The sequence below is a fragment of the Flavicella sp. IMCC45668 genome (assembly GCF_057219105.1).
Genome location: NZ_CM170114.1, coordinates 3,304,776 through 3,329,784, shown reverse-complemented (window position 1 = coordinate 3,329,784; position 25,009 = coordinate 3,304,776). Strand labels below are relative to the sequence as shown.

At 33.9% G+C, this 25,009-nt stretch carries 23 protein-coding genes; 8 read left to right on the top strand and 15 right to left on the bottom strand.

What is annotated here, in order from left to right; genetic code table 11:
* Positions 1-4: 4 nt before the first annotated feature.
* The gene (locus AC2DZ0_RS13490) at positions 5-862 is read right to left on the bottom strand and encodes a UDP-2,3-diacylglucosamine diphosphatase (RefSeq protein WP_484642385.1); all 858 of its coding nucleotides are present in this window, start codon (positions 860-862) and stop codon (positions 5-7) included.
* Positions 863-1,010: 148 nt separating this feature from the next.
* Here AC2DZ0_RS13490 and AC2DZ0_RS13485 point away from each other — a divergent pair, with 148 nt between their 5' ends.
* The 3 genes from AC2DZ0_RS13485 to AC2DZ0_RS13475 all read left to right on the top strand — a co-directional run bounded on the left by AC2DZ0_RS13485 (position 1,011) and on the right by AC2DZ0_RS13475 (position 3,560).
* A complete protein-coding gene (locus tag AC2DZ0_RS13485; protein ID WP_484642384.1) occupies positions 1,011-1,598 on the top strand; it encodes a TetR/AcrR family transcriptional regulator in 588 nt (195 codons plus the stop codon).
* A gap of 63 nt (positions 1,599-1,661) precedes the next feature.
* The gene (locus AC2DZ0_RS13480; protein ID WP_484642382.1) at positions 1,662-2,252 is read left to right on the top strand and encodes an SRPBCC family protein; all 591 of its coding nucleotides are present in this window, start codon (positions 1,662-1,664) and stop codon (positions 2,250-2,252) included.
* A gap of 345 nt (positions 2,253-2,597) precedes the next feature.
* Positions 2,598-3,560, top strand: a complete 963-nt coding sequence (locus tag AC2DZ0_RS13475; RefSeq protein ID WP_484642380.1) for a KR domain-containing protein — start codon at positions 2,598-2,600, stop codon at positions 3,558-3,560.
* Between the two features lie 12 nt (positions 3,561-3,572).
* Here the strand turns inward: AC2DZ0_RS13475 and AC2DZ0_RS13470 are convergent, their stop codons facing one another.
* The 8 genes from AC2DZ0_RS13470 to AC2DZ0_RS13435 all read right to left on the bottom strand — a co-directional run bounded on the left by AC2DZ0_RS13470 (position 3,573) and on the right by AC2DZ0_RS13435 (position 12,020).
* Positions 3,573-3,833 carry a hypothetical protein gene (locus AC2DZ0_RS13470; RefSeq protein WP_484642378.1) on the bottom strand — a complete coding sequence of 87 codons (261 nt, stop codon included), beginning with the start codon at positions 3,831-3,833 and terminating at the stop codon, positions 3,573-3,575.
* A gap of 78 nt (positions 3,834-3,911) precedes the next feature.
* Positions 3,912-6,098, bottom strand: coding sequence for a hypothetical protein (locus tag AC2DZ0_RS13465; RefSeq protein WP_484642376.1), 2,187 nt, complete (start codon positions 6,096-6,098; stop codon positions 3,912-3,914).
* A gap of 73 nt (positions 6,099-6,171) precedes the next feature.
* Positions 6,172-7,458, bottom strand: coding sequence for an NADH:ubiquinone reductase (Na(+)-transporting) subunit F (gene nqrF, locus AC2DZ0_RS13460; protein ID WP_484642375.1), 1,287 nt, complete (start codon positions 7,456-7,458; stop codon positions 6,172-6,174).
* Between the two features lie 18 nt (positions 7,459-7,476).
* Positions 7,477-8,091, bottom strand: a complete 615-nt coding sequence (gene nqrE, locus AC2DZ0_RS13455) for an NADH:ubiquinone reductase (Na(+)-transporting) subunit E (RefSeq protein WP_484490575.1) — start codon at positions 8,089-8,091, stop codon at positions 7,477-7,479.
* Positions 8,092-8,104: 13 nt separating this feature from the next.
* On the bottom strand, positions 8,105-8,776 hold the full coding sequence (locus AC2DZ0_RS13450; RefSeq protein WP_484490574.1) for an NADH:ubiquinone reductase (Na(+)-transporting) subunit D: 672 nt from the start codon (positions 8,774-8,776) through the stop codon (positions 8,105-8,107).
* Between the two features lie 2 nt (positions 8,777-8,778).
* Positions 8,779-9,495: an NADH:ubiquinone reductase (Na(+)-transporting) subunit C gene (nqrC, locus tag AC2DZ0_RS13445; protein ID WP_484642373.1), complete on the bottom strand. Its 717-nt coding sequence runs from the start codon at positions 9,493-9,495 to the stop codon at positions 8,779-8,781.
* Between the two features lie 3 nt (positions 9,496-9,498).
* The gene (locus AC2DZ0_RS13440) at positions 9,499-10,668 is read right to left on the bottom strand and encodes an NADH:ubiquinone reductase (Na(+)-transporting) subunit B (RefSeq protein WP_484642371.1); all 1,170 of its coding nucleotides are present in this window, start codon (positions 10,666-10,668) and stop codon (positions 9,499-9,501) included.
* Positions 10,668-12,020: a Na(+)-translocating NADH-quinone reductase subunit A gene (locus tag AC2DZ0_RS13435; RefSeq protein ID WP_484642369.1), complete on the bottom strand. Its 1,353-nt coding sequence runs from the start codon at positions 12,018-12,020 to the stop codon at positions 10,668-10,670. The genes AC2DZ0_RS13440 and AC2DZ0_RS13435 overlap by 1 nt, the downstream gene beginning before the upstream one ends.
* A gap of 275 nt (positions 12,021-12,295) precedes the next feature.
* Here AC2DZ0_RS13435 and AC2DZ0_RS13430 point away from each other — a divergent pair, with 275 nt between their 5' ends.
* A complete protein-coding gene (locus AC2DZ0_RS13430) occupies positions 12,296-13,552 on the top strand; it encodes a type IX secretion system plug protein (RefSeq protein ID WP_484642367.1) in 1,257 nt (418 codons plus the stop codon).
* A gap of 100 nt (positions 13,553-13,652) precedes the next feature.
* Positions 13,653-14,039, top strand: a complete 387-nt coding sequence (gene apaG / locus AC2DZ0_RS13425; RefSeq protein ID WP_484490569.1) for a Co2+/Mg2+ efflux protein ApaG — start codon at positions 13,653-13,655, stop codon at positions 14,037-14,039.
* Here apaG and AC2DZ0_RS13420 read toward each other — a convergent pair.
* Both AC2DZ0_RS13420 and AC2DZ0_RS13415 read right to left on the bottom strand, forming a co-directional pair.
* A complete protein-coding gene (locus AC2DZ0_RS13420) occupies positions 14,036-15,049 on the bottom strand; it encodes a DUF6695 family protein (RefSeq protein WP_484642365.1) in 1,014 nt (337 codons plus the stop codon). The two genes, apaG and AC2DZ0_RS13420, sit on opposite strands and share 4 nt — an antisense overlap.
* The gene (locus AC2DZ0_RS13415; RefSeq protein WP_484642363.1) at positions 15,042-15,779 is read right to left on the bottom strand and encodes an NRDE family protein; all 738 of its coding nucleotides are present in this window, start codon (positions 15,777-15,779) and stop codon (positions 15,042-15,044) included. The genes AC2DZ0_RS13420 and AC2DZ0_RS13415 overlap by 8 nt, the downstream gene beginning before the upstream one ends.
* A gap of 171 nt (positions 15,780-15,950) precedes the next feature.
* Between AC2DZ0_RS13415 and AC2DZ0_RS13410 the strand changes: the two genes are divergently transcribed.
* From AC2DZ0_RS13410 to AC2DZ0_RS13400, 3 genes are all read left to right on the top strand, one after another.
* Positions 15,951-17,243 (top strand): anthranilate synthase component I family protein, encoded by a 1,293-nt coding sequence (locus tag AC2DZ0_RS13410; RefSeq protein ID WP_484642361.1) that lies wholly within the window; start codon positions 15,951-15,953, stop codon positions 17,241-17,243.
* Positions 17,244-17,323: 80 nt separating this feature from the next.
* On the top strand, positions 17,324-18,634 hold the full coding sequence (gene tilS / locus AC2DZ0_RS13405; protein ID WP_484642360.1) for a tRNA lysidine(34) synthetase TilS: 1,311 nt from the start codon (positions 17,324-17,326) through the stop codon (positions 18,632-18,634).
* Between the two features lie 28 nt (positions 18,635-18,662).
* A complete protein-coding gene (locus tag AC2DZ0_RS13400; protein WP_484642358.1) occupies positions 18,663-20,621 on the top strand; it encodes a protein-disulfide reductase DsbD family protein in 1,959 nt (652 codons plus the stop codon).
* Here AC2DZ0_RS13400 and AC2DZ0_RS13395 read toward each other — a convergent pair.
* The 4 genes from AC2DZ0_RS13395 to AC2DZ0_RS13380 all read right to left on the bottom strand — a co-directional run bounded on the left by AC2DZ0_RS13395 (position 20,618) and on the right by AC2DZ0_RS13380 (position 24,991).
* On the bottom strand, positions 20,618-22,690 hold the full coding sequence (locus AC2DZ0_RS13395) for an energy transducer TonB (RefSeq protein ID WP_484642356.1): 2,073 nt from the start codon (positions 22,688-22,690) through the stop codon (positions 20,618-20,620). The two genes, AC2DZ0_RS13400 and AC2DZ0_RS13395, sit on opposite strands and share 4 nt — an antisense overlap.
* 1 nt (position 22,691) lies before the next feature.
* Positions 22,692-23,282 carry an acyltransferase gene (locus AC2DZ0_RS13390; RefSeq protein WP_484642354.1) on the bottom strand — a complete coding sequence of 197 codons (591 nt, stop codon included), beginning with the start codon at positions 23,280-23,282 and terminating at the stop codon, positions 22,692-22,694.
* Between the two features lie 93 nt (positions 23,283-23,375).
* The gene (locus AC2DZ0_RS13385; protein WP_484642352.1) at positions 23,376-24,143 is read right to left on the bottom strand and encodes an energy transducer TonB; all 768 of its coding nucleotides are present in this window, start codon (positions 24,141-24,143) and stop codon (positions 23,376-23,378) included.
* A gap of 119 nt (positions 24,144-24,262) precedes the next feature.
* A complete protein-coding gene (locus AC2DZ0_RS13380; RefSeq protein WP_484490560.1) occupies positions 24,263-24,991 on the bottom strand; it encodes an energy transducer TonB in 729 nt (242 codons plus the stop codon).
* Positions 24,992-25,009 lie beyond the last annotated feature (18 nt).

Here is a 25,009-nt window from a genome sequence, read left to right as displayed (position 1 = left end):
GTAACTATAGATTAAACTCCTTTAACAATCCTTCAAACAATTCCTTTGTAGTTTGATCAGAGGTATCATATAACTCTAATTCGTGTTGCTCTTTTGTTTGGACAAAATCCGTAGGGTTATATTTGAATAATCTCCATTCAGCATCAGTATATTCGAGTGATGTTAAATTTTCGATCCAATCCCCTGAATTTAAGTACAAGGTCTCATTGCCTTTATCATCCGTAAACTCCTTCATCAATGGTTGATGTATATGGCCGCAAACAACATATTTATATCCTTTTTCCATAGCAATATCTGTTACCGTTTTTTCAAAATTATTGATGAACTTTACAGCACCTTTTACTTTATCTTTAATGCGTTTGGAAAGTGACAATTTTTCCTTGCCAAAAAATTCGCAACACCTATTTACTACATAATTAATCATAATCAAAGCATCATAACCGACAGCTCCTAATTTAGCCAACCACTTAGAATGCTCCATCGTTACATCAAAAACATCTCCATGAAAAAACCAAGCTTTCTTTCCATCTAACTCCAATACTAATTTGTTTTGAATAGACAGTTTACCCATTGAAAATCCAGCAAACTTCCTTAACATTTCATCATGATTACCAGTAATATAAACTACTTCTACGCCATTAGAAACCCAACCAAAAATATGTTTGATAATCTTCATATGTGATTTTGGGAAATAGCTCTTTTTAAATTGCCATATATCTATTATATCTCCATTCAATATAACTTTCTTAGGTTTGATACTTTTTAAATATTGTAACAACTCTTTAGCGTTGCAACCAAATGTGCCTAAATGGATATCTGATAATACTAATATATCGATCCTTCTTTTCTTTTTTTTCACCATACACTCTTTTGTTTCAAGTATGTTTAACATTACAAATTAATAACAAACAGATTACCTAAGTGTTTGATTTTCATAAACAAAACATTAAAAATGTAAAATAATTGTAAAATAATTTTTATTTATGACGAACGGTCATTATATTTGTAACATGAAAAGAAAGATATATAGGGAAGATATTTTAAAAGCAGGCAAGGATCTCATGTTCTTGAACGGCTACAATGCTACCGGAATCAAAGAGATTACCGATAGTATTAAAATACCTAAAGGATCTTTTTACAATCATTTTAGTAGCAAAGAAGCTTTTGGACTTGAAGTGATACAGAATTATACAGATGGTGGTGTTCAATGGCATAAACGATCTTTACAACTTAGTGACAAAAGTCCTTTGGATGCACTTAAGTCTATGTATACAAATATGATTGATAGCTTTGTTTCAAAAAACGAGTACGACAAAGGCTGCATGCTCAGCAATTTTTCTGCAGAACTAGCTGATACAAATGAAAAATTTCGAGAAATTATGGACAAACAATTCGATGAAATGGAATCGATCATTGTTGATACTATAAAACGAGCCCAAAACCAGGATGAAGTTTCTAAAGTGATCCATGCGGATAGCGCTGGAGCATTTATTATAAATAGTTGGCACGGTGCCTTAGTAAGAATGAAATCTACTGCTTCCAAAAAACCTCTAAATGATTTTTATACCTCAATTTTTGACAACCTTTTAAGAAAATAATTTTTTTTACCTCAAATATGACGAACGGTCATCATACATAAATAATAACTAAAAACTAACATCATGAAAACAACAATTAAAAAAACAATCGTACTTCTTATCTCTATTTTGTCATTTACAACATTTGCACAAAAAAAAGTTAGATCCTTTACCATAAAAAGAATAATTCCTGCCGACATTGAATCTGTATGGAAAGTAGTAGGAGATGATTTTGGAGCAATTGCGAATTCACATCCTAAAATTGTGAGTTCAAATTACAATCAAGGAAGCATTACCTATGGAGGTGAAGGAGCCGTAAGAGTATGCAATCTGAATGAGAAGGGAACAAAATACATTCAGGAAAAACAACTCAATTTTGACCCCGAAAATCACAGCTTTACAGTACAAATTCTACATACCGAAGGTATTCCTTTAGATCCAACTTATACCAAAGCAACCTACACCGTTCACGCTATTAATGCAACTACTTCTGAAATCGAATTTAAAATGGATTATAGAACCAACCCCGCTTTTCTTGGTGCTTTGGCCAAAGGAAAATTTAAAAAGGGAATTGATGACTATTTGATAGCCGTAGAACATTACACCACCACCGGAGAAAAGGTCAACAAGGATAATTTTAAACAAATAAAAAAGAAATATTCAACCTCTAAATAAATTTAATTATGTTACAGAAACCCATTCAATTGAGAATTGTCTTTATCCTAAACGCAATCTTAGCACTTTTACCTTTCGTGTTTTATTATGTTTTTACCTCTAAAAATATAAGTATCGATGGATTGAAACCTATTTATTTCATATACACTGGCATCGGATATATTTCCAGTTTTATTTTAATGGTATACTCAATACTAAATAAAAATGTAATTCTTTTTAGAACCGTTTTTTTAATTACAATCCTTATCTCATTGCCTATAAGGGCATATATAGGAATCGTCTTTGCGATAATATCTATTCTTCTATCCTTTCACAAAAAAATACAAACTTATTTAAATTCATAATATGGAACTTTCAAACAAAAATATACTGATCATAGGTGCAAACGGAGGTTTAGCCTTGGAAACTATCAAAGCTTTAATAAGACAAGGTGCAACAAAGATTACTTTGGGTTGTAGAACTTTAGAAAAAGCACAACAAACCAAAGATCTTTTGCTCTCAGCAGCAAAAGAAAGTCAAAAAATAAAATTATTACCAATTGGTGGGTTTGATATGTTGGATAAAAACTCACTAGAAAAAACCATTGCAAATCTTCCAAGAACAAAATATGATGTGATATTTTTGGCCGCAGGCGGAATCATCATTGATACAGAATATCCAACAATAGAGATCCAAGGTACTAAGATTGAAAAAACGAGTTTCCAAAATTTATTCGGAGCTCATATAGTGCTAAACAATCTGATCGAACAAAAATTAATTGCAGACAAAGCAAGAGTTGTTTATGCCGGAGGAGAAGGTGCAAGAGGAATACCTGGAATGATACAAAAACCTACATTCAACAGTATTCTTGAATTTAAAGAGTACCTACAGGGTCGATCTAAAGCTACCTACAATCCAATGAATGCTATTGGAGTATCAAAGTTATTAGGAGCTATATGGACTATTAAAATATCGGAAATTAAAAACAGAAATTTTGACATTTTATGGTTCTCTCCTGGATTGACATATGGTACGAACGGATTATCCAAAATGACTCCAATAAAAAGATGGGTTATGGAAAAAATCGGATTTGGTCTTATGCGCCTGATTGGAAAAGCACAAAGTCCTGCAGATGGAGCTGATAAATTTGTCAAAGCATTGGATGGCGCAATTGGCACAAATGGTGATGTTCTGGGTGCTCCAGAAAAACAAACTTTAGGTAAAATTACAGACCAAAAGCCAATGAATTCATCCATCACAAATCGTGAATTACAGACTGAACTTTGGAAGTTTCTCGAAGATACTACAGGTTCGTTCTCACTTTCCTAAGCTGCGGTTATTTTAAACACAGTCACAACTAAAAGTATCATCGGAATGGAAAGGGGAAAGTTCTGTATCGATTCTATAAATTTTTTCAATAGGAATTTCTAAACCACTTTCTAACAATACAATTTCATTGTCGGAGTTTTTATTCAAAACTCTGACAACTGAATCTTTAATTTTTATTTTATTCTTGTCATTGCCAAAATAAACAATCTCATTGATCGGATTCATTTGAGCTTCGTATAATAAAATAGATGAATATTTAGAGTTTGTCTGCATCTTTAATAGTTGTGAAGTTTTTGCTAATAGCTTGGTCGTAAATTATTCCTAAACTATCATGTATTGAATTGAGGCTAATTAATTTTCGTTGAAAATCTTTTTCTTGATTAAAGAACCAGATTCCAGGTGTACATGAACAATAAAAATATTTGATTCCTGAAGCTTTTTTATTTTAATATTTAAATTTTTCTTGGCTTTATTTACTTGGTACATTATTTTCCCATTCGTGTCAAACACCTTAATTTTTACAATTTCTTTATTGGAACGGACTTTCAAGATATTTCTTTTCAAATATATCTTTACTTTTTCATTAGAGGCAGCGTCCTGTTTCTTTTTATTCCCTATTTCTAACAAAAAACGATCTGAATAAGAACCTACCAGATCCACATTAAAAAAGTAAGGAGATTTTTTCAGGTTGTGATTGATGTTCAATTCTTTATCTACCAACACAATTTTTTGCTCATCAAAAATTCCTTGCAACTGTTCAATATCAATTATATGCTCTCCTGTTTGATCCGTTTCAAAGCTAAGATTTAATTCATCGTATGTAACGAATTTATTTTTTCCTTGAATTGCATAAGTTTCATTTTCCAAAAGTGTATTGATCCATAAGCCAGATCCTCCAATGGTTCTTTTTGCATCATACAGGCGGTCTAGTCCATCACTTGCTTTTGATTCGTAACCAAACAAAGTTTGATTAAACTTAACCCCAGCAGTAATATTAAGCCATAACCTGTCTTCTTTAGGACTTGTTTTTTTTGAGCTCGATTTGTAGAATAGACTATTCTGTCCGTTTGTTGCTATTCTCATATCATTCGTAAATGTTATGGAACCTTCTGCAATTGCTTGGGCGAAAAAACCTTGTCCGGAAGCAATATTTCCATCAGGAGCTGTACACCCCGAACAGGTTCCTATTCCTCCCATACCATTCCAATATACATAATCATCCACAACATTATCACCCGCCGTATCATCACTATTATGGGTCCAGAAATATAAGGTTCCTCCTAAATTCGTGTTAGCAGTTAAGAATGCATCCGCATCTAAAGCTGAAGGATAGGGATTCCCTATTAAATGTGCATCATTCGTATCATCGGCATCATCGGAGTAATCTAAACTCACAGAAATATCCCCATTATTAAAGGCTGATCCTGTAAATGCCGCTGAATGTTGCAATGGATAAGTACCGGAACCAGGACCAGTAGCAGCATACCCTAACCCAGGATTCATCATGGAACCAGAACTTTCAGCAGACCAATTTTGAGAACTGCTATCAAAACTATAATACAAATGGGTATCCACCGCCTCTAACAAAGTAGAGCTCGTTAAGGGAGATGACCAATAGGTATACTCTCCTTTAGAATCTAAATTGGTCGTTTGTCTATTGACAGTATATCCTACTCCAGAATTCGCTCCGTCTTTAATCACTTGAATCAATGCAGCATCGTCTTCAACTACAATATTCCCAAGGTTATCAATACTATTTTTTACTGTTATCAAGTCACCAGAATTAATGGTTAATGTACGTGCACTTCTAATTTCTAATTCGTTGCAAGAAAATTCTCCATCTGTTGCTGTATCGTAATTACTTCTAATTCTAGTTAACCAATAATCATTCGGGTCTCCACCAAATTCCCAAGTGCCTGTCCATCTTATACTAGAGGTTAATGACCTAGTATAATCTTGTACCGTATTGTTACTTCTTCTCCATTTAGTATCATCACAAATATTTGTTAGTAAATGCGCAATCGTACCTTTTCTATCAGCAGATATACCGTTATATTTAATATTATCACTTTCATTTATTGCTACAGCAGTTCCCCCATTCACCAATCCAAGCGGTAGTGCTGAAGTATTCTCTGTGGTTGCATCGGATTGCCATACTGCAGACCCTTCGTTATTAACAGCGAACAAGAATACTTCTGATCCACCTTGTATTTGATATGCCAAAAGTTGATCACCATCAGTACTCAATGACACATTTGTTAAAGTAAACTCTATCACATCACCTGCCTTAATGTTTGATGCGGCCGTCCAAACATCTTCACCTTCTCCGGTGCGAAAAGTATCATCACTCTTCCAACCATTGTCCGTAAAAGTAATGGTGGTACCCTGTTCCATCGCTGATAGCGCAACAAACTTTGTTACCTGGGGACTTCCATCAGAATTCATCTGCAAAATAGCAATGTCACCAGCTGTTAGCTCTGTTTGAGAAAACCCAATAGTAAGGGTGAATAATAAAATTGATGTCCAAATTTTTTTCATAATGATATTATTTGCCATAAAAAAACCTAGTACAAAGGTACTAGGTTTTTCTAATATATTCTAAATCGGTAAATTATCCTCCAAAATCATCAAAACGTACATTCTCTGGTGGTACACCAAAATCATCACACATTTTAACAACCGCTTGGTTCATCATAGGCGGACCACAGAAGTAAAACTCAATATCTTCTGGTGCTTCATGATCATTCAAATAATTATCTATCAATGCTTGGTGAACGAAACCTACGAATCCATCACCTTCATCATTAACATCCTTTTTAACTTTCCAATTATCTTCTTCTAATGGTTCAGATAGTACTAATTGCATTTTAAAATTAGGGAATTGCTTCTCTAATGCTTCAAAATAGTGCAAGTAGAACAACTCACGCTTAGAACGTCCACCATACCAGTAAGAGACTTTACGACCCGTTTTCATTGTATGGAATAACTCATATAAGTGAGATCTCATTGGTGCCATTCCGGCTCCACCTCCTACATATACCATTTCGGCATCTGAATCATTGATAAAGAACTCTCCATAAGGACCAGAAATTGTAACCTCATCCCCAACTTTACAGTTGAATATATAAGATGATGCAATTCCCGGGTTTACATCCATCCATCCACCTTTCGCTCTATCAAAAGGAGGACAAGCTACACGCACATTCAACATAATGTTACGTCCCTCCGCAGGGTAAGAAGCCATTGAGTATGCTCTTTCTATGGTTTCTGTATTCTTCATTACCAATGGCCAAAGCTTAAACTTCTCCCACTCTTCATGGAATTTATCAGGTTCACCTGGGTGATCTTGCGGGTGCGCCGTAATATCCATATCAGAATACTTCACTTCCGTTTTTGGAATTTCAATTTGGATATAACCACCCGCCTTGTAATCCATATCTTCTGGAATCTCAACAACAAACTCCTTGATAAAAGAAGCTACATTATAGTTAGAAACTACTTTTGCTTTCCATTTCTTAATTCCAAAAATCTCTTCTGGAATAGAAATATCCATATCATTCTTTACTTTTACCTGACAACCTAAACGTGCCCCACTTGCTAACTCTTTACGAGTAAAATGCGGTGTTTCTGTAGGCAAAGCTTCTCCACCACCAGAATGCACGTGACATTCACATTGGATACAAGTTCCACCTCCACCACAAGCTGATGGTAAAAATATTTTTTCTGCTCCTAAAGTACCTAATAAGGTTCCTCCAGTTTCTACTTCAATTGTTTTCTCTCCGTTGATCGTTATTTTAACCTTTCCAGAAGGAAGTAATTTTGCCTTTGCAGCCAACAAAACAGCTGTTAAAATTAAAATTACAATTAAAAAAACGATAATACTTACTACTATAGTCATGTGTATACTCTTAGTTGTTTATAATTTGATTCCTGAGAAACTCATGAATCCTATCGCCATTAAACCAGTAATGATAAATGTAATTCCCAATCCTTTTAAAGGAGCAGGTACATTAGAATAAGCAATTTTCTCACGGATTGCAGCAATCGCTAAAATTGCTAAAAACCATCCAATTCCTGATCCTAAACCATATACTGCAGATTCTCCAACGTTAGAGAAATCTTTTTGTTGCATAAATAATGAACCTCCTAAGATTGCACAGTTTACAGCAATCAATGGCAAGAAGATACCCAAGGCACCATATAAAGCAGGTGCAAAACGCTCCACAATCATCTCTACCAACTGTACCATTGAGGCAATTACAGCAATAAACATGATGAAACTAAGGAAACTTAAATCAATCGAGGCATATTCTGCTCCTAACCATTGCAAAGCACCAGGCTTCAACAGATACGTATCCAACAAAAAGTTAACAGGAACGGTAACCACCAATACGAAGATTACTGCAGCTCCTAAACCAACCGCTGTATTTACTGTTTTTGACACTGCTAAGTATGAACACATTCCAAGGAAGTATGCAAATACCATGTTGTCAATAAAAATACTTTTTACGAAAATATTAATATAATCCATCTTGTATATTTTATTAGTTTTCGATTAATTTTCTATTTCTAGATCTCTGTACCCAAATAATGATTCCTACAGTGATCAATGCCATTGGTGATAATAACATAAATCCGTTATTTTCATAGCCTAAAGCATATAAGCCCGTAGAGTCAGCTAACGTTTTGGCTTTGTGTCCTAACACTTCAAATCCGAATAATTTTCCAGATCCTAATAACTCTCTAAAGAAAGCAACCAATACTAATATTAATGCGTAACCAGCACCATTTCCAACACCATCTAAGAATGATTTCCAAGGTCCATTAGCCAAAGCAAACGCTTCTAAACGTCCCATTACAATACAGTTTGTAATAATCAAACCAACAAATACAGAAAGTTCTTTACTCACATCATATGCGTAAGCCTTTAAAATTTGATCTACTAAAATTACCAAAGAGGCTACAATTAATAACTGTACGATAATACGAATACGTCCTGGAATCAAGTTTCTAATCAAAGAAACGATTACGTTACTTGCAATAACTACAAATAATACTGCAATCGACATTACCAAGGCAGGCTTTAATTGTACTGTAATTGCCAATGCAGAACAAATACCTAGTACTTGTACCGAAATGGGGTTGTTATCATCCAATGGATCTGTTAACAACGCTCTATTTTGTTTAGAGAACAATGGTTCTTTTTCCTCTGCCATGATTAATTATTTTTAAAATAAGGTAAATAACGTGCTAATCTCTCTTGTACCATGTTTGAAACACCATCAGAAGTAATTGTACCTCCCGAAATTGCATCAACACCATGAACGTCACCAGTTTTAGCTCCTCCTTTTACTGTTTTTACAGAAACAAAGTTATCTGCTGTAAAACCAGCATTTGCATCTTTTAATAAAGTCTTTCCTGCAAATTGAGCTTGAAACCAATCCGTTGTAATCTCTGCACCTAATCCAGGAGTTTCTCCTTTATGTCCAAAGTTCGCACCAATGATTGTATTCTTATCACCATCTAAGGCAACATAACCCCAAATTGCATCCCATAAACCAGCTCCATATAAAGGAACTACATAGAAAGTCTTTCCATCTTTTTCCGCAATATATAACGGAAAACGTTGGTCATTATCACTTTTTTTAACTTCCTTTTTCAAACTTAACGTAAAAGCATCTGCTTCCGTATCAACAGTACCATCAGCTTTTAGAGCCAATTGTTGTTTGATATATTTGTTAAATTCTACTTCAGCATCATCTCTAGAAACTTCAGTTACACCAATCGTTCCTAATATATTCTGCATTTTTTCTGCCTTCACGTTTTTCTCTTGCAATGGTTTCAAACTAGTTGCTGTAAAAGCCAACAAACCAGCAATAACAGTTACCATGATAATTGCAAAAATAAACGTATACGCGTTGCTATTTTTATCCATGTCTTAAGCCGTTTCTAAGTTATTTTTTAAACGTTTTTTACGACGCTTGATATTTCCTTCTACAACATAATGATCAATTGTAGGAGCAAAAACGTTCATCAATAAGATTGCCATCATAAAACCTTCAGGATATGCTCCATTAAATACACGGATCATAATTCCCAACAATCCGATCAAGAATCCATAAATCCATTTTCCTTTGTCAGTTTGTGCTGCAGACACAGGGTCTGTTGCCATAAACACAATAGCGAAAGCAAAACTTCCAACCATTAAGTGTTCCCACCAAGGAAAGTTCATCAATCCATTATCTGGTAACAAAGTTGCTCCAAGACTATTAAATATTAATCCCATTACAGAAGCTCCAATCAAACCTGAAAGCATAATTCTCCAACTAGCAACACCTGTAAATAATAAGAAGGCAGCACCAATTAAAATCATTAAAACCGAAGTTTCTCCAACAGAACCTGGTATGTATCCTAAGAACATATCTAACACACTGTACGAAACATCATTGTTCGCAGCCAAAGTACCTAAAATAGTTTCACCTGAAATTCCATCTACTGTACTCGCGTCAGCCACCCAAACTTTATCTCCTGACATATAGGGAGCGTAAGAAAAGAAAGCAAAAGCACGTGCAACTAAAGCAGGATTCAAAATATTCATTCCTGTACCACCAAAAGCTTCTTTACCAATTAAAACAGCAAAAGCAACAGATACTCCTAACATCCATAGCGGTAAATCGATTGGCATAATCAATGGAATTAACATTCCAGAAACTAAATATCCTTCGTTAATATCATGACCTCTAAATACTCCAAAGGCAAATTCAATTCCTAAACCAACACCGTATGAAACAGCAACCATTGGTAAAAACTTAAAAGAACCATAAACTAAATACTCAATAAAAGTACCTGTTTCGCCTAATTGAGAGAAGTGTTGGTATCCAACATTCCACATACCAAAGATAAGTGCTGGAATCATTGCAAAGATTACAGTTACCATGATACGCTTCAAATCTACACCATCTCTAATATGTGCTCCTTGTTTTGTTGTATGATTTGGTACGAACATTAACGTATCAAAAGCATTAAAAGCTGGAGCCATTTTTTCATACTTACCCCCTTTATCAAAAAGTGGTTTGTACTTATCGAATGTATTTCTAATAAATTTCATTATCCTACTTCGTTTATCATTATATCTAAACCTTCTCTGATGATTGTCTGTGCCTCAACTTTAGAAGAACTTGTGTAATCAATCAATGCAAAATCTTCAGGTGCTACTTCATAAATCCCTAAATTTTCCATTTTCTCAATATCTTTAGCCATCACAGCTTTTAACAGCTGCATTGGAAAGATATCAATAGGCATTACTTTTTCCATTTCTCCTGTTACCACGATAGCGCGCTCTTCACCTTGTAAATTTGTATTTAAAGTATACTCCTTGTTTGGTGATAAGTAAGAAAAAGATGTTTTAGAAGCACTATGTACACTACCACTTCCTACGAAAGGAATCCATCCCATGAACCTATGCGTGTTTCCTTCTGGAATTACAGAGACAACATTATCATAGAACCCTAAGAAATCTCCCGTTGTAGCGACTTTATCTCCTGTTAATACGTTACCAGAGATAACTCTTACGTTATCTTTATTAATTTTCCCTTCTAACAAGCTATCCAATCCTTGACCAGCTGTTACGCTATAGTATTGAGGTGTATTAACCTCAGAACCAGCCAAAGCAATAACTCTCTCTGGTTTGTATTCTCCTGTTAAGAACAGATTTCCTATGATGGCAACATCTTGAGCATTTACAGTCCAAACTTTTTCTCCTTGGTTGATAGGATCAACTTTAGAAATCTGAACTCCCACATTTCCTGCAGGATGCTTTCCCTTAACATTAACCACCTCAACATTTTGAGATTTACTAAAGAAAGATGCAGATTCATTTACAGAAAGAAACACTTTCCCTTTTGTAAGTTTTGCCAATGCATTCAAACCTGTTTGAAATGCCTCTTCTTTTCCTTTCAATGCAAAAGCATAATTTGGAGCCAAAGGAGCGGTATCAAAAGAAGATACAAAAATAGCTTTGGCTTCATCTGCTGGATTAGCAATCACGTCATACGGACGTTGATTTACAAATCCCCAACAACCACTTTCTAATAATTTAGCTAGTACTTGCTCTTTAGAAAGTCCAGATGGATCTTCCTTACCAAAGTTTTTGAATTCATCTTCAGACTTAGCTTCTATAACAATCGCTAATATCCTTCTTTTTGCACCTCTTGTAATTTCTTTAACCGTTCCTGAAACCGGTGAAGTAAATTTAATTTGTTCGTTTGATTTTGAATAAAACAAAACATCACCCACAGAAACCTCAGCACCAACCTTTACAGTCAGTTTTGGAGTTATTCCATGAAAATCTTTTGGTTGAATTGCAAAAATCCCAGAACGAGGAGCTGCAGAAACTGTCTCTTCTGCCTTGCCTTTAAGCTTAATGGTTAAGCCTTTTTTTATTCGAATGTCTTCTGACATATTTAGAATTTAAGTTAATCTGTTTTAAAACAATGCAAATTTAAAAAATTAGAAATTTTTTACGGCAAATAAGCCCCTTTATATTAACCTCTTACCTTATTTATAATTGATTTAAATAAGGATTTGAAGATGTTTTGTAAAATCAAATATTCGTTAAATTTAAATCAACAAAACATCAAAATCCTTAAATTTATTTCAACAAAACCAAACATATTAAAAATTCATTTGACATCAATTTATTAGTATCTTTGGTTCTTAGCAATCAAAACGAGACTTTGAACAAATACAAACTATTTATTATTTCCACGGGAGTATTTTTAATATTTCTTAATGGTTATGCGCAGAACTACACTGCTGCATTTATAAAGACAGTTACTTTTAACACAGAGGAAAACCTTAACCCAATAGTCCCACTAGGAACCAAATTAAAATTCGCTTTTGACGACCTAGAAGCGGATCAAAAAAACTACAGATACTACATCCAACATTGTGATTATGATTGGAACATATCTAATCTTCAAAGCACAGAATACATCAACGGGTTCCAATCGTTTGAAATACAAGACTTGGAGAACTCATTTGGCACTTATCAATCCTACACACATCATAAGTTTGAAATCCCAAACATCAACACTAGAATAAAAATTAGCGGTAATTTTTTATTGACAATATTAAACGACAACGATGAAATCTGTATCCAACGTAGATTTGTATATTATGAATCGAGGATCGTTATTGCAGCAAAAATAGAAAGAGATAGAAGGTTGAAACAAATAAACCCTCAACAAACTATAAAGGATAGAAACCAAGTTGTTAATTTCTCCATTCTCCATCCAAACGTTACGATAAACAATCCTTCTAAGGAAATTAAGATACAAATTGTTCAAAATAACGATTGGAACCTCATCAAATACGACATAAAACCCCAATATTATAAAAAAAACGAAATCGTATATAACTATAACATTGAAACGAGTTTTCCAGGCGGAAATGAATATCTAAATTTTGATACAAAAAATTTCAATGGAACCAATGTCAATATTGCTAGAACCGCTTTGGAAGATCATTATTACCAAACCTATTTGTACCCGAACATTTTAAGAAAATTTCTACCTTACACCTATTATCCAGATATTAATGGCGGCTTTGTTATACGTACTTTAAATGGTTATGAATCTAGTTTAGATAGCGAATATACTAATGTTCACTTTTTCTTAAAAGCCAATAATGAACTCTTGGAAAACGAAAACATATATGTTTATGGAGCATTTAACAACTACGCATTCACTGAAGAAAACCGTCTGATTTTCAATAAAAAAACACAACACCTAGAAACAGAAATGCTATTCAAACAAGGTTTTTACAACTATACTTATGTACAAAAAGAAGATGGTAAGTCTTTAAACATTGAAGCTATAGAAGGTTCGTTTCAAGAAACAGAAAACAACTACACCCTACTTGTACACTATAAACCTTTTGGTGAAAGAATTGGACGGATTGTGGGAGCTACTACCATTAATAGTAAAAACTAAACTTCATAGTTTCATAACTTAACAAACGTTAAAATCCATATATTTCGCATAAATTTCCCATCAAAATTACTTATATTTAGCATAGGTAAAATTATTACAAGTGGTAGAAAAGATAACAAAAGGCATCAAAATATCAGTGCTAACGAACTATGAAGGCATTCATTCTCAAAATGAGAATCGAATGTTTCTGTTCAGTTATTTTATCACGATAGAAAATCAAACAAACGACACCGTTCAATTACTTTCTCGTAAATGGGAAATATTTGATTCATTAAACGCAAAAGAAATAGTGAAAGGAGATGGTGTTGTCGGTCAGATTCCTATTCTTGAACCAAGTGAAAAATACACCTATAGATCTAATTGCCTTTTGCAGTCAAAGATTGGTGCGATGAAAGGATACTTCAATATGATTAATTTCGATTCCAAATCACATTTTAAGGTTCAAATTCCGGCTTTTCAGCTAAACGTTGCAGACACATTAAACTAAGCTGACGCTGACATTATTCTTTCAAAAACAAAGATTTTCTCATTTTGTTTAATTCTGCATTCTTTACAATTTGAACCGTATTGAAATTCAAATTTTTGATCAATAGAGAAACCTGGATTTTTGAGTTCAAAATCCCCCTCTAAATCAATTTCACCCAATCGATTTCTTCTGGTAATAGCATAAGAATTAGTACTATCGGTATTTTTAACAATCTCAAACCAAGCACCACTACCAATACCACCAAGCCATTGAGCGCTAGAAGAATTGTAACTTTCAGTATCTGCGATAACCGAACCTACTTCATCCACTTCTTGCGAAACTTTAGCAAATAATGATTTTTTATATTCTCTTAAAATGGAACTATTTCGATATTCTTCAATAACACCATTTTCTACTTGCCACTTTTTAGCATTCAAGCTACTTCCTTTTATCACATTACTCACAGGGCTTGGAGTAATCGTGTAAGTTATTTTAAGATCTCTAATAATTTTTTTATTACTGGTAGATTCTAGAATCGAATCTGTTACAAATCGAGCACAGTTACTACCTTCTTTTTTAAAAGCCCCATAAGCAACCTCACCTTTATTCTGTAATTCCAAAACAAATGCCAAGGCTTTATCGTAATCAATCTCAGAATTAACTCCAGCTACTAACCTCCCCTCTCCATGGGTTTTTTCAGGGTGTTTATCTAAAAATAAAAGAATTTCTTCAAGATTTTCAATCGTCTCTCCATCATGGATCGCTTTGAATGGAATGGCAACTTCATTATCCGTTACCTCTGAACGAACTCTACCAAAGGTATCTGATGTAATATACCTTCCAAAATCAAAATAATTCACCTTACCTGTTTCTTTAGACACCAACAACATAGCGGCATGTCCTGCCATTACCTTTTGCTGTCCTCCTATACCAAACAAGGGCCATACTTTACTTATTAATTCTCCGTTTGCAATCCTTACAATCACATCTGGATACGCCAATATCACTATAAACCCGTCGTTTTTATTCATCTATAGAAATTTGTGATTTATATGACATCAAATCAATACTAGTTTCTTTTCCTGTTAAAACATCTACATAATACATAAACAAAGAATCACCTTCCTTGACCACAGAAGTAATACTGGTTGTTTCAACACCTTCCCTTTTCATTTTAACAGCAATATCTTTAGTTCCGAGACTATCATTTTGATGGAATTTTAACATCTCTTCAAAAGAAGCTTCCGAATGTTGTTCTATGAATTCTTTAAACCAAGTTTCGCGTAACGCCTTGATCGGTTTATCATACAACGTTGATGAAGACCAAATTTTTGAACTATGTGATAAAATTCTAATATCTTTTTTTACACCATCCCAAATCATCTCAATACAAATAGGCATAAAGGACCAATCAAGAGTAATTAAAGTAAACGGTTCTACCCCTTCTAGCTCCAAATCCTCTACAGCCCATTTTGCGTTCTCAGCTTCTAAAATTTTTTTCACAACTAAACCACGGCTGTAGGCATATGGGCCTTTTATTTCATGTGCTTCATAGGCACCATTCAGTAAACACACCAATCTCTCCTCTTCTGATAAAGCAATCCAAGTTCCACCGGCTCTCTCATCCTTCGGATACAAAAAGTGAACTCCTTCCTTTCCATAAAACTGAGGAGCTATGGTTTTTCTTTCTGGTTGTTCATCTCTATTAGATGTAAATATAAAATCGCCATTATTCTTTGGCAAGTAAGTGACTGTACACATAAACGGTATTTAAATAGCTGTAACCCTTCTTTCGTCTCCGAAAATTGAAATAATTACAGAATTACCAAAAATAGTAAAATAGTTTACAACGACTAGAATTTATTAATATATACTTAATCATTTACAATTTAATCCTAACTTTGCGATTCATAATTTTTTTTCAAAAGCTACATGCAAAGGGTAGAAAGTCGCTACATCCTCAAAGATTCTGAACTCTTTAAAACTCAAGTTTTAACTTGGTCTCAACAATTTGAATCTGTTATTTGGTGTGATTCAAATCAGCACCACGAAAAATATGCACAACACGAAGCTATCATTGCGATTGGGGAACATTCTTTTTTAAAAACAGAATACAACAATGCTTTTGAAAAATTAAAAACCTACCAAACATCAACACAAGATTATATTTTTGGCTACTTAGGTTACGATCTAAAGAATGACATTGAAAAATTACAATCAAACAACTCAGACTCTTTAGATTTTGAGGATCTCTATTTCTTTCAACCGAAAAAATTAATTTTCATCTCTGGTCATATAGCGACATTTAAATATATTGCATCTGAAAAAAAGGACTTAGATTCAGATTTTGCAACGATCTGCAATACCTACAACTCGAATGTTCAAGCCACAAATTCGAAAGCAAATTTAAAATTGAAACTTTCAAAAGACAGCTATTTAAAGAAAGTTCAAAATATACTTGATAACATTCATCAGGGTGACATATACGAAGCTACTTTTTGTCAAGAATTCTATTCTGAGAACACCGAGATAGATCCACTGAAAGTATATCATAATTTAAATAGAATTTCAAAACCCCCATTTGCTACTTTTTTAAAATTGAAGCATCAATTTTTACTTTCCGCCTCACCAGAACGATATCTAAAAAAAATAGGGACCAAAGTAATTTCACAACCCATTAAGGGAACTGCGAAAAGATCCAATTCCAAATCAGAGGATCAGAAACTCAAAACAACATTGCAAACAGACCCTAAGGAGCGTGCTGAAAATGTAATGATTGTGGATTTGGTTAGAAATGATCTTTCTAGAATATCTCAAAAAGGAACAACTGAAGTAGAAGAACTTTGCGGTATATATAGTTTTAAACAAGTGCATCAAATGATTTCAACAATTAGCACACAAGCCACAGAAAACATTCATCCTGTTGATATCATAAAAAATACTTTTCCAATGGGTAGCATGACTGGTGCGCCAAAAATTGCTGCCATGGAAATCATAGAAAAAGAAGAAGAAACGAAAAGAGGATTATACTCTGGTTCTGTAGGATATTTTACTCCTAACGGAGATTTCGATTTTAACGTAATCATTCGAAGCATCTTATATAATCAACAAAAAAAATACGTATCCTTTTCAGTCGGAAGTGCAATAACCTCATTAGCCAAACCAGAAACAGAACTTGAGGAATGCTTACTAAAGGCAAAGGCTATGAGACAAGTTTTAATCTAACTAAGGTTCATTCTTATTTTTATAACTTATATTTGGTTTACATTCAATGTTTCCGATTACAATTTTAATTTTATGACATCGTGCTAAAAAAATTTCAAATACACATTGATGAAAATTTACCTTTTTTAAAAAAAAGTAATGTTTTAATTACTTCTTCAGGAGGTTTGGACAGTACAGTTTTGGCTCACTTATTTAAACAATCAAATTATAAATTCTCCTTAGCGCATTGTAATTTTTTACTTCGAGGTAAAGAAAGCGACAAAGACGAAACCTTTGTCAAAAATCTTGGAAGTTTTTTAAATGCAGATGTGTATACCACCAAATTTAAAACGCAAGAATATGCCGATAAAAAGACGATCTCTATTCAAATGGCAGCAAGAGAATTGCGATATGAGTGGTTTGAAAAAATCAAAAAAAAACATCATCTCGATTATATTCTAACAGCGCATCATAAAGACGATGTACTTGAAACTTTTTTAATTAATTTCACAAGAGGAACAGGCTTAGATGGACTTACCGGTATTCCTGAAAAAAATGGAGCAGTTGTAAGGCCATTACTTGCTTTTTCTAGAGCTGAGATAGAAGCATATGCTAAAAGAAATAACATTATTTGGAGAGAAGATGAAAGCAACAGTTCTACCAAATATTTCAGAAATAAAATTAGACATAAGGTTGTACCCGTCCTGAAAGAATTGAATCCAAATTTTTTCAAATCTTTTGATTCTACCATAAGCAACTTAAAAGAATCTAAAGAATTAATTCACAAAAAAACATTTGAGCTCAATCAAAATTTAGTTCACAAAAATAAAGACGAAAGCCTGAGCCTTTCAATTAAAAAAATCAAGGACTTAGGGGATGTAAAAACCAACCTATATCCAATCTTAAAGCCTTATGGTTTTGTGAATTGGAAGGACATTCACAACATTTTAGAAGCTCAATCAGGGAAACAACTATTATCTAAAACCCATAGACTAATTAAAAACAGGGAAGAAATATTAATTAGTAAGCTTTCAGAAAAACAAACAACATCTTTTCCCATTCCAAAAGACACTAACAAGATTTCAACTCCAATCAAACTATCTTTTCATCCTAGAAAAAAGATTGGAGCGCTCACCCTTAATAGTGTGTACATTGATAAAAATCTGTTAAACAATTCACTTATTGTAAGAAAGTGGAAAAAAGGAGACTATTTTCACCCAATAGGAATGCAAGGTAAAAAGAAGCTCAGTAAATTTTTCAAAGACACTAAATTATCTTTAGTTGAAAAGGAAAATCAATGGCTTTTATGTGATGGTGATGCCATAATTTGGATCATTGGAATGCGGATGGACAACAGATATAAGGTAACGGATAAAACAACCGAAATATTAGAAATTAATTACACAGAATAAAAATTAATTTCAAAAAAACACAGACACTATGAAAAAACAACTATTCACACTGTTTTTATTTTTAGGAATTATGCTTTCTACGTTTGGTCAAGAAAGCACTATTTCATGGGACACTAAAACAACTCAAGAAACAGAGTTAGAATATACATTAACCTTTACTGCAACTTTAAAACCTGGATGGCATTTATATTCTCAACACCTACCTGAAGGTGGTCCACTCGCAACAGAATTCACATTTGAAAAAGTTGGTGTTGATTATAAACTTATTGGAGAAACAAAAGAAAGTGACACACACACCTCTTATGAAGAAATTTTTGAAATGGAAACATCTTTCTTCGAAAAAGAAGCTGTTTTTGAACAACGCATACAATTACTGAACAATTCTATAAACAACATTCAGGTTACCGCTGCCTACCAAACTTGTGATGATCAAGCCTGTACTTTCGAACCAGGGGAAAACTTAGTTTTTCAAATAAAAGAAAACACAAATCCCTTAGCCTCTGTAAACATAAATGAGCGTAGTATAAAATTATCAAAAGAATTAGACTTAAACATTTCAAACAAATCTGAATTCTTAAACACAGACGAAAATTCTAAACCTAAAGAAAAAGGACTTACGGCAGTATTTTTATTAGGCTTTTTTGGTGGTCTTATTGCACTACTTACACCATGTGTTTTTCCAATGATTCCATTGACGGTATCCTTTTTCACAAAACAATCTGGCTCAAAGAAAAAAGGTGTTTCTAGTGCTATTCTTTACGGTTTCTTTATTAGTTTTATCTACCTTCTTTTAAGCTTACCATTTCACTTTTTAGATTCACTAGACCCTGAAATACTAAACAGTATATCAACTAACGTTTGGCTTAATGTTGGGTTTTTCATCATATTTATTGTTTTTGCAATTTCATTCTTTGGTTATTTTGAAATAACACTCCCACATTCTTGGTCAGACAAAATGGACTCCGCTTCCGATATTGGAGGAATTATTGGAATCTTTTTTATGGCATTGACCTTAGCAATAGTTTCTTTTTCTTGTACAGGTCCAATTTTAGGATCATTGCTTGTAGGAGCACTATCTTCAGACGGTGGTGCCATGCAACTTACTTTTGGTATGGTTGGTTTTGGCTCTGCTCTTGCGTTACCATTTACTCTTTTTGCTCTTTTCCCTAACTGGCTAAACACCTTACCTAAATCAGGTGGGTGGCTTAATACCGTAAAAGTAACACTCGGATTTTTGGAGGTGGCACTGGCGTTAAAATTTTTATCCAATGCAGATATGGTACAACATTGGGGACTTTTAAAACGAGAAACTTTTATCGCTATATGGATCGTTGTTTTTGCAGGACTTGCACTTTATTCTTTTGGGAAAATTAAATTTCCTCATGACGGACCAATTCAAAAATTAAGTAACGGTAGAAAAATTACTGGTTTAGCTTCTGGTTTATTTACCGTTTATCTAATTACTGGGTTGTTCTTTAACACTTCCCTCTCTTTATTAAGTGGTTTTGCGCCTCCAAAATTTTATAGCATTTACGAAACAAAAACAGATTGCCCTCTTGATTTAAACTGTTTTAAAGATTTTGAAGAAGGCTTGGCATATGCAAAAAAAACGAATAAACCTATATTGTTAGACTTTACAGGATGGGCTTGTGTCAACTGTAGAAAAATGGAAGAAAATGTTTGGAGCGACTCAGAGGTTTATGAAGAATTGGAAAAATTTGTCCTTATTTCTTTATATGTAGATGATAGAAAACTACTTCCGGAAACCATGCAATTTGATTACCAAAAACAAAATGGTAAAATAAAAAAGATAAAAACAGTAGGCTCAAAATGGGCAACTTTACAAGCTATTAATTTTGCCACTGCCTCACAACCCTTTTATGTACAATTAACGACAGACATGAAACTTCTGAATCACCCAGAAAAATACACCGACACAGATACTTATTTGAATTGGTTAAAAGAAGGACTTTCTAGAAATAATTAGTAATCTAAATACCAGTTAAATAAATCTACTTTTACCCCAAAGGTAAACCATGTCGTTTGATTAGCTTCAAACTCTGTGGTAGCTGTTTCAGGTGAAAAGTTCCTGTAAATAACACCAGCAAATACTTTTAAATCCGTCAATGGATTTACCAAGTAAGAAACCTGGAAATCTGTATTTAAGATCATTGCTTTTGCCCCTTGACCTATATAATTGTCATAATCTTGCTCTCTTGTATCATAGGACTTATAAATATCCCCTCCAAAATTAGTCCCTTCTGGATCAAAACCTTTTAGTCCATAAATCATTTTTAGATTCGCAGTCCATCTATCTCTAGAATACTTCCCTATCAACACCATTTCTCTAAAGTTGGCTCCCCAAGAATGCGCAATTTGTTGCCCAAAATGCCCATAATTATAAATAGGTGTACCATGAGAAAAAGTATAAGGCCTAAGTAAATTGTATTCTAATTGTAAATATAAATCTCTAACTTTAAATGCATTAAAATATTTAGCCCCTAGTTGAAAACCATATTTATTTCCCCAATATCCATTTTGTGCCTTAATTTCCTCCAAAGTAAATTCATCCAAAACAAGCTGCGTATACATTGAAAAACTCTTAGACAACTTATACATTGCATTGATTCCCAAGACTGAGCTACCAGCATCCTCTCCTCTATTAAATTCAAGCGACTTATAAAATATAATCGGATTTAAAAAATCCATCTCTATGGCACCTGTACGTGTATTATCCGTTATGGCAGCTTCAAACAAACCAATATTCAATCTTTTATTAATGTTGATACTCAAATGATGAGAAGACACATACTTACGTGCATGTGCATCACCAACCCTAACTTCATTTCTAATATCCGTCATCCACATCCATAAATTGGTATATTGAATTTTCCAAAAACTCGTTGTAATTTTAAAATACGGATAAGGAGCAGCTACATCTGATACCATCATGGAACGATAACCATCACCAATAAAGTTTTTCCCTTGACCTAACTGAAATACAAAAAATTTATTAGGTTGATAGGCAATATACCCCTCTGAAACCGGAAAATCATAAGAGTTTTCTTTAAACCCTTTGGCTTTACCACGTCCTAAAACCAAACCATCCGAGGAAAATGTTTCTTTCTCAAAAGAATCAATTTCGTCATTTACATACTGTGCAAATCTACCTTGAGTTTCATAAATTGTTGCAGAAAAAGAAAATTTAGAACCAAGTTCTCCTTGAACCTGTAAAATTCTAGAATTCAAAAAAGTATAATCCACATCAGAATTATCCTTCCCTAATTGCAAGTCTAACAACAGATCTGCCGTAAACCAAAAATCTTTTCCTTCCACTTGAGCCAAATGCTCATTCCACAATTTTCTTCCTAGCCATGAAGATTTCTTTTTTAGAAATTGCATCTTCTCTGCATCCAAATTTGTATACTCTAAAACCCTGTTATAAGTGTAAGGCTTTACAGCAGTATGCACATTGTCTCCTTGAATATAGTCTCTTTCAATATTTACATAGCGCGAGTAATTCAGAGGAATATTTAAATTACTTTGATGTTCTAAAACAACCGTTTTTCTACCAGGTGTCAATTCCTTCTTTGCCGTTTCCACAGGTTTTGAAAAACTTACTTTATCATTTTCTTCTTTTCTTTTTTCCTCTCTTGATATTTTCGGATCCGGGAAATGCAACGGCATCGAAAAACTCATTTCAACGGCATGTCCGTTAAACTGTGCAGGTTTCGCTTTCTCTAACGCATTGAAAGTTTGTTTTACCTCTGCTTCCAACTCTGGATAAGGGCTATTTACATGCACCACTTGAAACTCTCCTTGCTTATTTACAAAAAACAATATATTTACCGTTCCCTTAAAGTTATCCTTTACCATGATCTCAGGTACCTCTAACTTCTCCAATACGTCAGATTTAACGGTCGTATTAAAACAAGACTCTAATTCGCTTGACGGTTTCCCTTCACAAGCTTTATAAACCGGGAATTTTTGAGTTTGTGCAACAGTTAACTGCTGTAGACAAAGCGCCAATAAAAATGTAATATAAATTCTTTTCATACTATTGCTTAGCTTGTTTTATAACACAATTATCTTTCAAAATATACTTCTGATTAGATTCTGGACAGATGGCTTCATTATACTCATCAAATTTCAAACGATGTCCATATTCGCTCACCCAACCTATTTGTTTGGAAGGATTGCCAACTACCAAAGCATAAGGCAACACCTCCTTAACTACAACAGCTCCCGCTCCAATGAGTGCATATTTACCAATTTCATTACCGCAAACAATAGTTGCATTTGCCCCGATACTAGCGCCACGCCTAACCCTAGTTTTAACATACTGATCTCTACGTAAAATGGCACTTCTCGGGTTTGTTATATTTGTAAATACCATGGAAGGACCAAGAAAAACATCATCTTCACAGATGACCCCAGTATAAATAGAAACATTATTCTGGACTTTTACATTTTCACCCAAGACAACCTGGGGAGAAACCACTACATTCTGGCCTATATTGCAACGCTCACCTAAAACACAGTCCTTCATAATATGGCTAAAGTGCCATATTTTAGTTCCGTTTCCTATTTGACAACCATCATCTATAACAGCCGTTTCATGGGAAAAATAATTTGAATCCTTTTTCATAGTTAATTTACTAACGTTAAGAGCGAAAATACAAATTATTACGCACAAAAAAAGAGGTTACCTTTTAGCAACCTCCTTTTACTCAAACATTATTTATTGAACCTCAAAAGTAATGGGTATGGAGTACCTTACCCCGACAGCTTTATTTCCTTGCCTTCCTGCTTTCATCGTTGGTAAAGCTTTTACCACCCTTTCCGCTTCTTTCTGTAACCTAGGATGTGGTGCTTTTGTCATCACGTCTGATATTTGACCGTTCTTATCTATTTTAAACACTACAAATATTCTTTTCTTGCCTGACGACAAACCTAACTCCTGACCAAGACCAACGTCAAATTTTCTATTGATATGTTTCTGGATGTTTTTTGCTAAACATTTTTTTAGTTCTTCTTTATTACCGGCACAACCAGGGAAAACAGGAGCTTCCTCTACAAATGCAATCGGAACATCTTCAAAAAACTCTTCTGGCTCAACAATCTCAACTATATCCGTTATTTCCTTTATTGGTTCCTCCGGTTTTACCTCAACTAACTTCTCAGGCAATGGAGTGTCATCTTCTACAACTTTTACCTTTTCAATAATCTCAATAGCTTTATTTACTGCTGCAATAGTTTTCGTTTGTTGCATTTTCTGTACTGGAACCTCTATTTTAAAAACTAACGGAGCTACCATCTCTTCTTTTTCCGTTAATTCAGCATTTCCCATCACAGTCACTTCAATTTGCTTTGTTTCGTACTCAATCAAAACATAAACTACAAACAAGGCGGTAACCAAACCAAGCAGTGTAAACATTTTTGAACTTTTTTCTAATTTTTCATTAAATCGTTTTTGTGTGTAGGCTGACTCTTTTTTTTCTGTTCTCATATCATTCAATTTTAAGGTTTTAAAATTGAATTTCAAGAAGCGTGCCACTATTTCAAAAAGTATGAGACAAAAAAAAGGCTATCTTTTCAGATAGCCTTTTCTATGATTAAAAATCTTAATTATTCTACTAAGAATGAAATAGGTAAAGAGTAACGTACACTTACTGGTCGTCCACGTTGTTTACCAGGAGTCATTTTAGGCAAAGTTTTTACAACCCTTTCAGCTTCTTTCTGAAGTCTTGGATGCGGAGCTCTTGCTTGAATCTCTGTAATTGATCCTGTTTGATCAATTTTAAACATTACGAAAATTCTTTTCTTTCCTGCTGACAAACCTAAATCAGATGCCAAACTAGAATTAAATTTTCTATTGATATGCTTGCTAATCTTTTGAGAAAAACATGCTTTCTTTTGTGCTTTTGTTCCTTTTTCACAACCTGGAAAAACTGGAATATCCTCAATAATAGCAAAAGGTACATCCTCTACTATTTCTTCAGCTTCTACTTCTTCCACAATTTCTTCAACAACTACCTCTTCTTCTTCATCGGTTTCTGTTGTTTCCAAAACTGTTTCTTCAATTTCTTCTTTATCCTCAACTATTTCAATAATTTCTGGTGCAGGTGGTGGTGGTGGTGGTGGTGGTGGTTTCACCGGTATCGGACGCGATGTAATTACCATTTCTTCTTCTTCTTCACCAGATAATGATGCTGTACCTAAGTCAGCGATCACCCTGTCATAAGTCTTGTGTTCAATTGAAACATACACAATAAATAGAGCTAACACCAAACCAAGTTGAATAAACAACTTTGTGAAATTCTGGAGATCAGCTTTAGGATTTTTCTTTACTTCCATTTGTTGAAATAATTAATG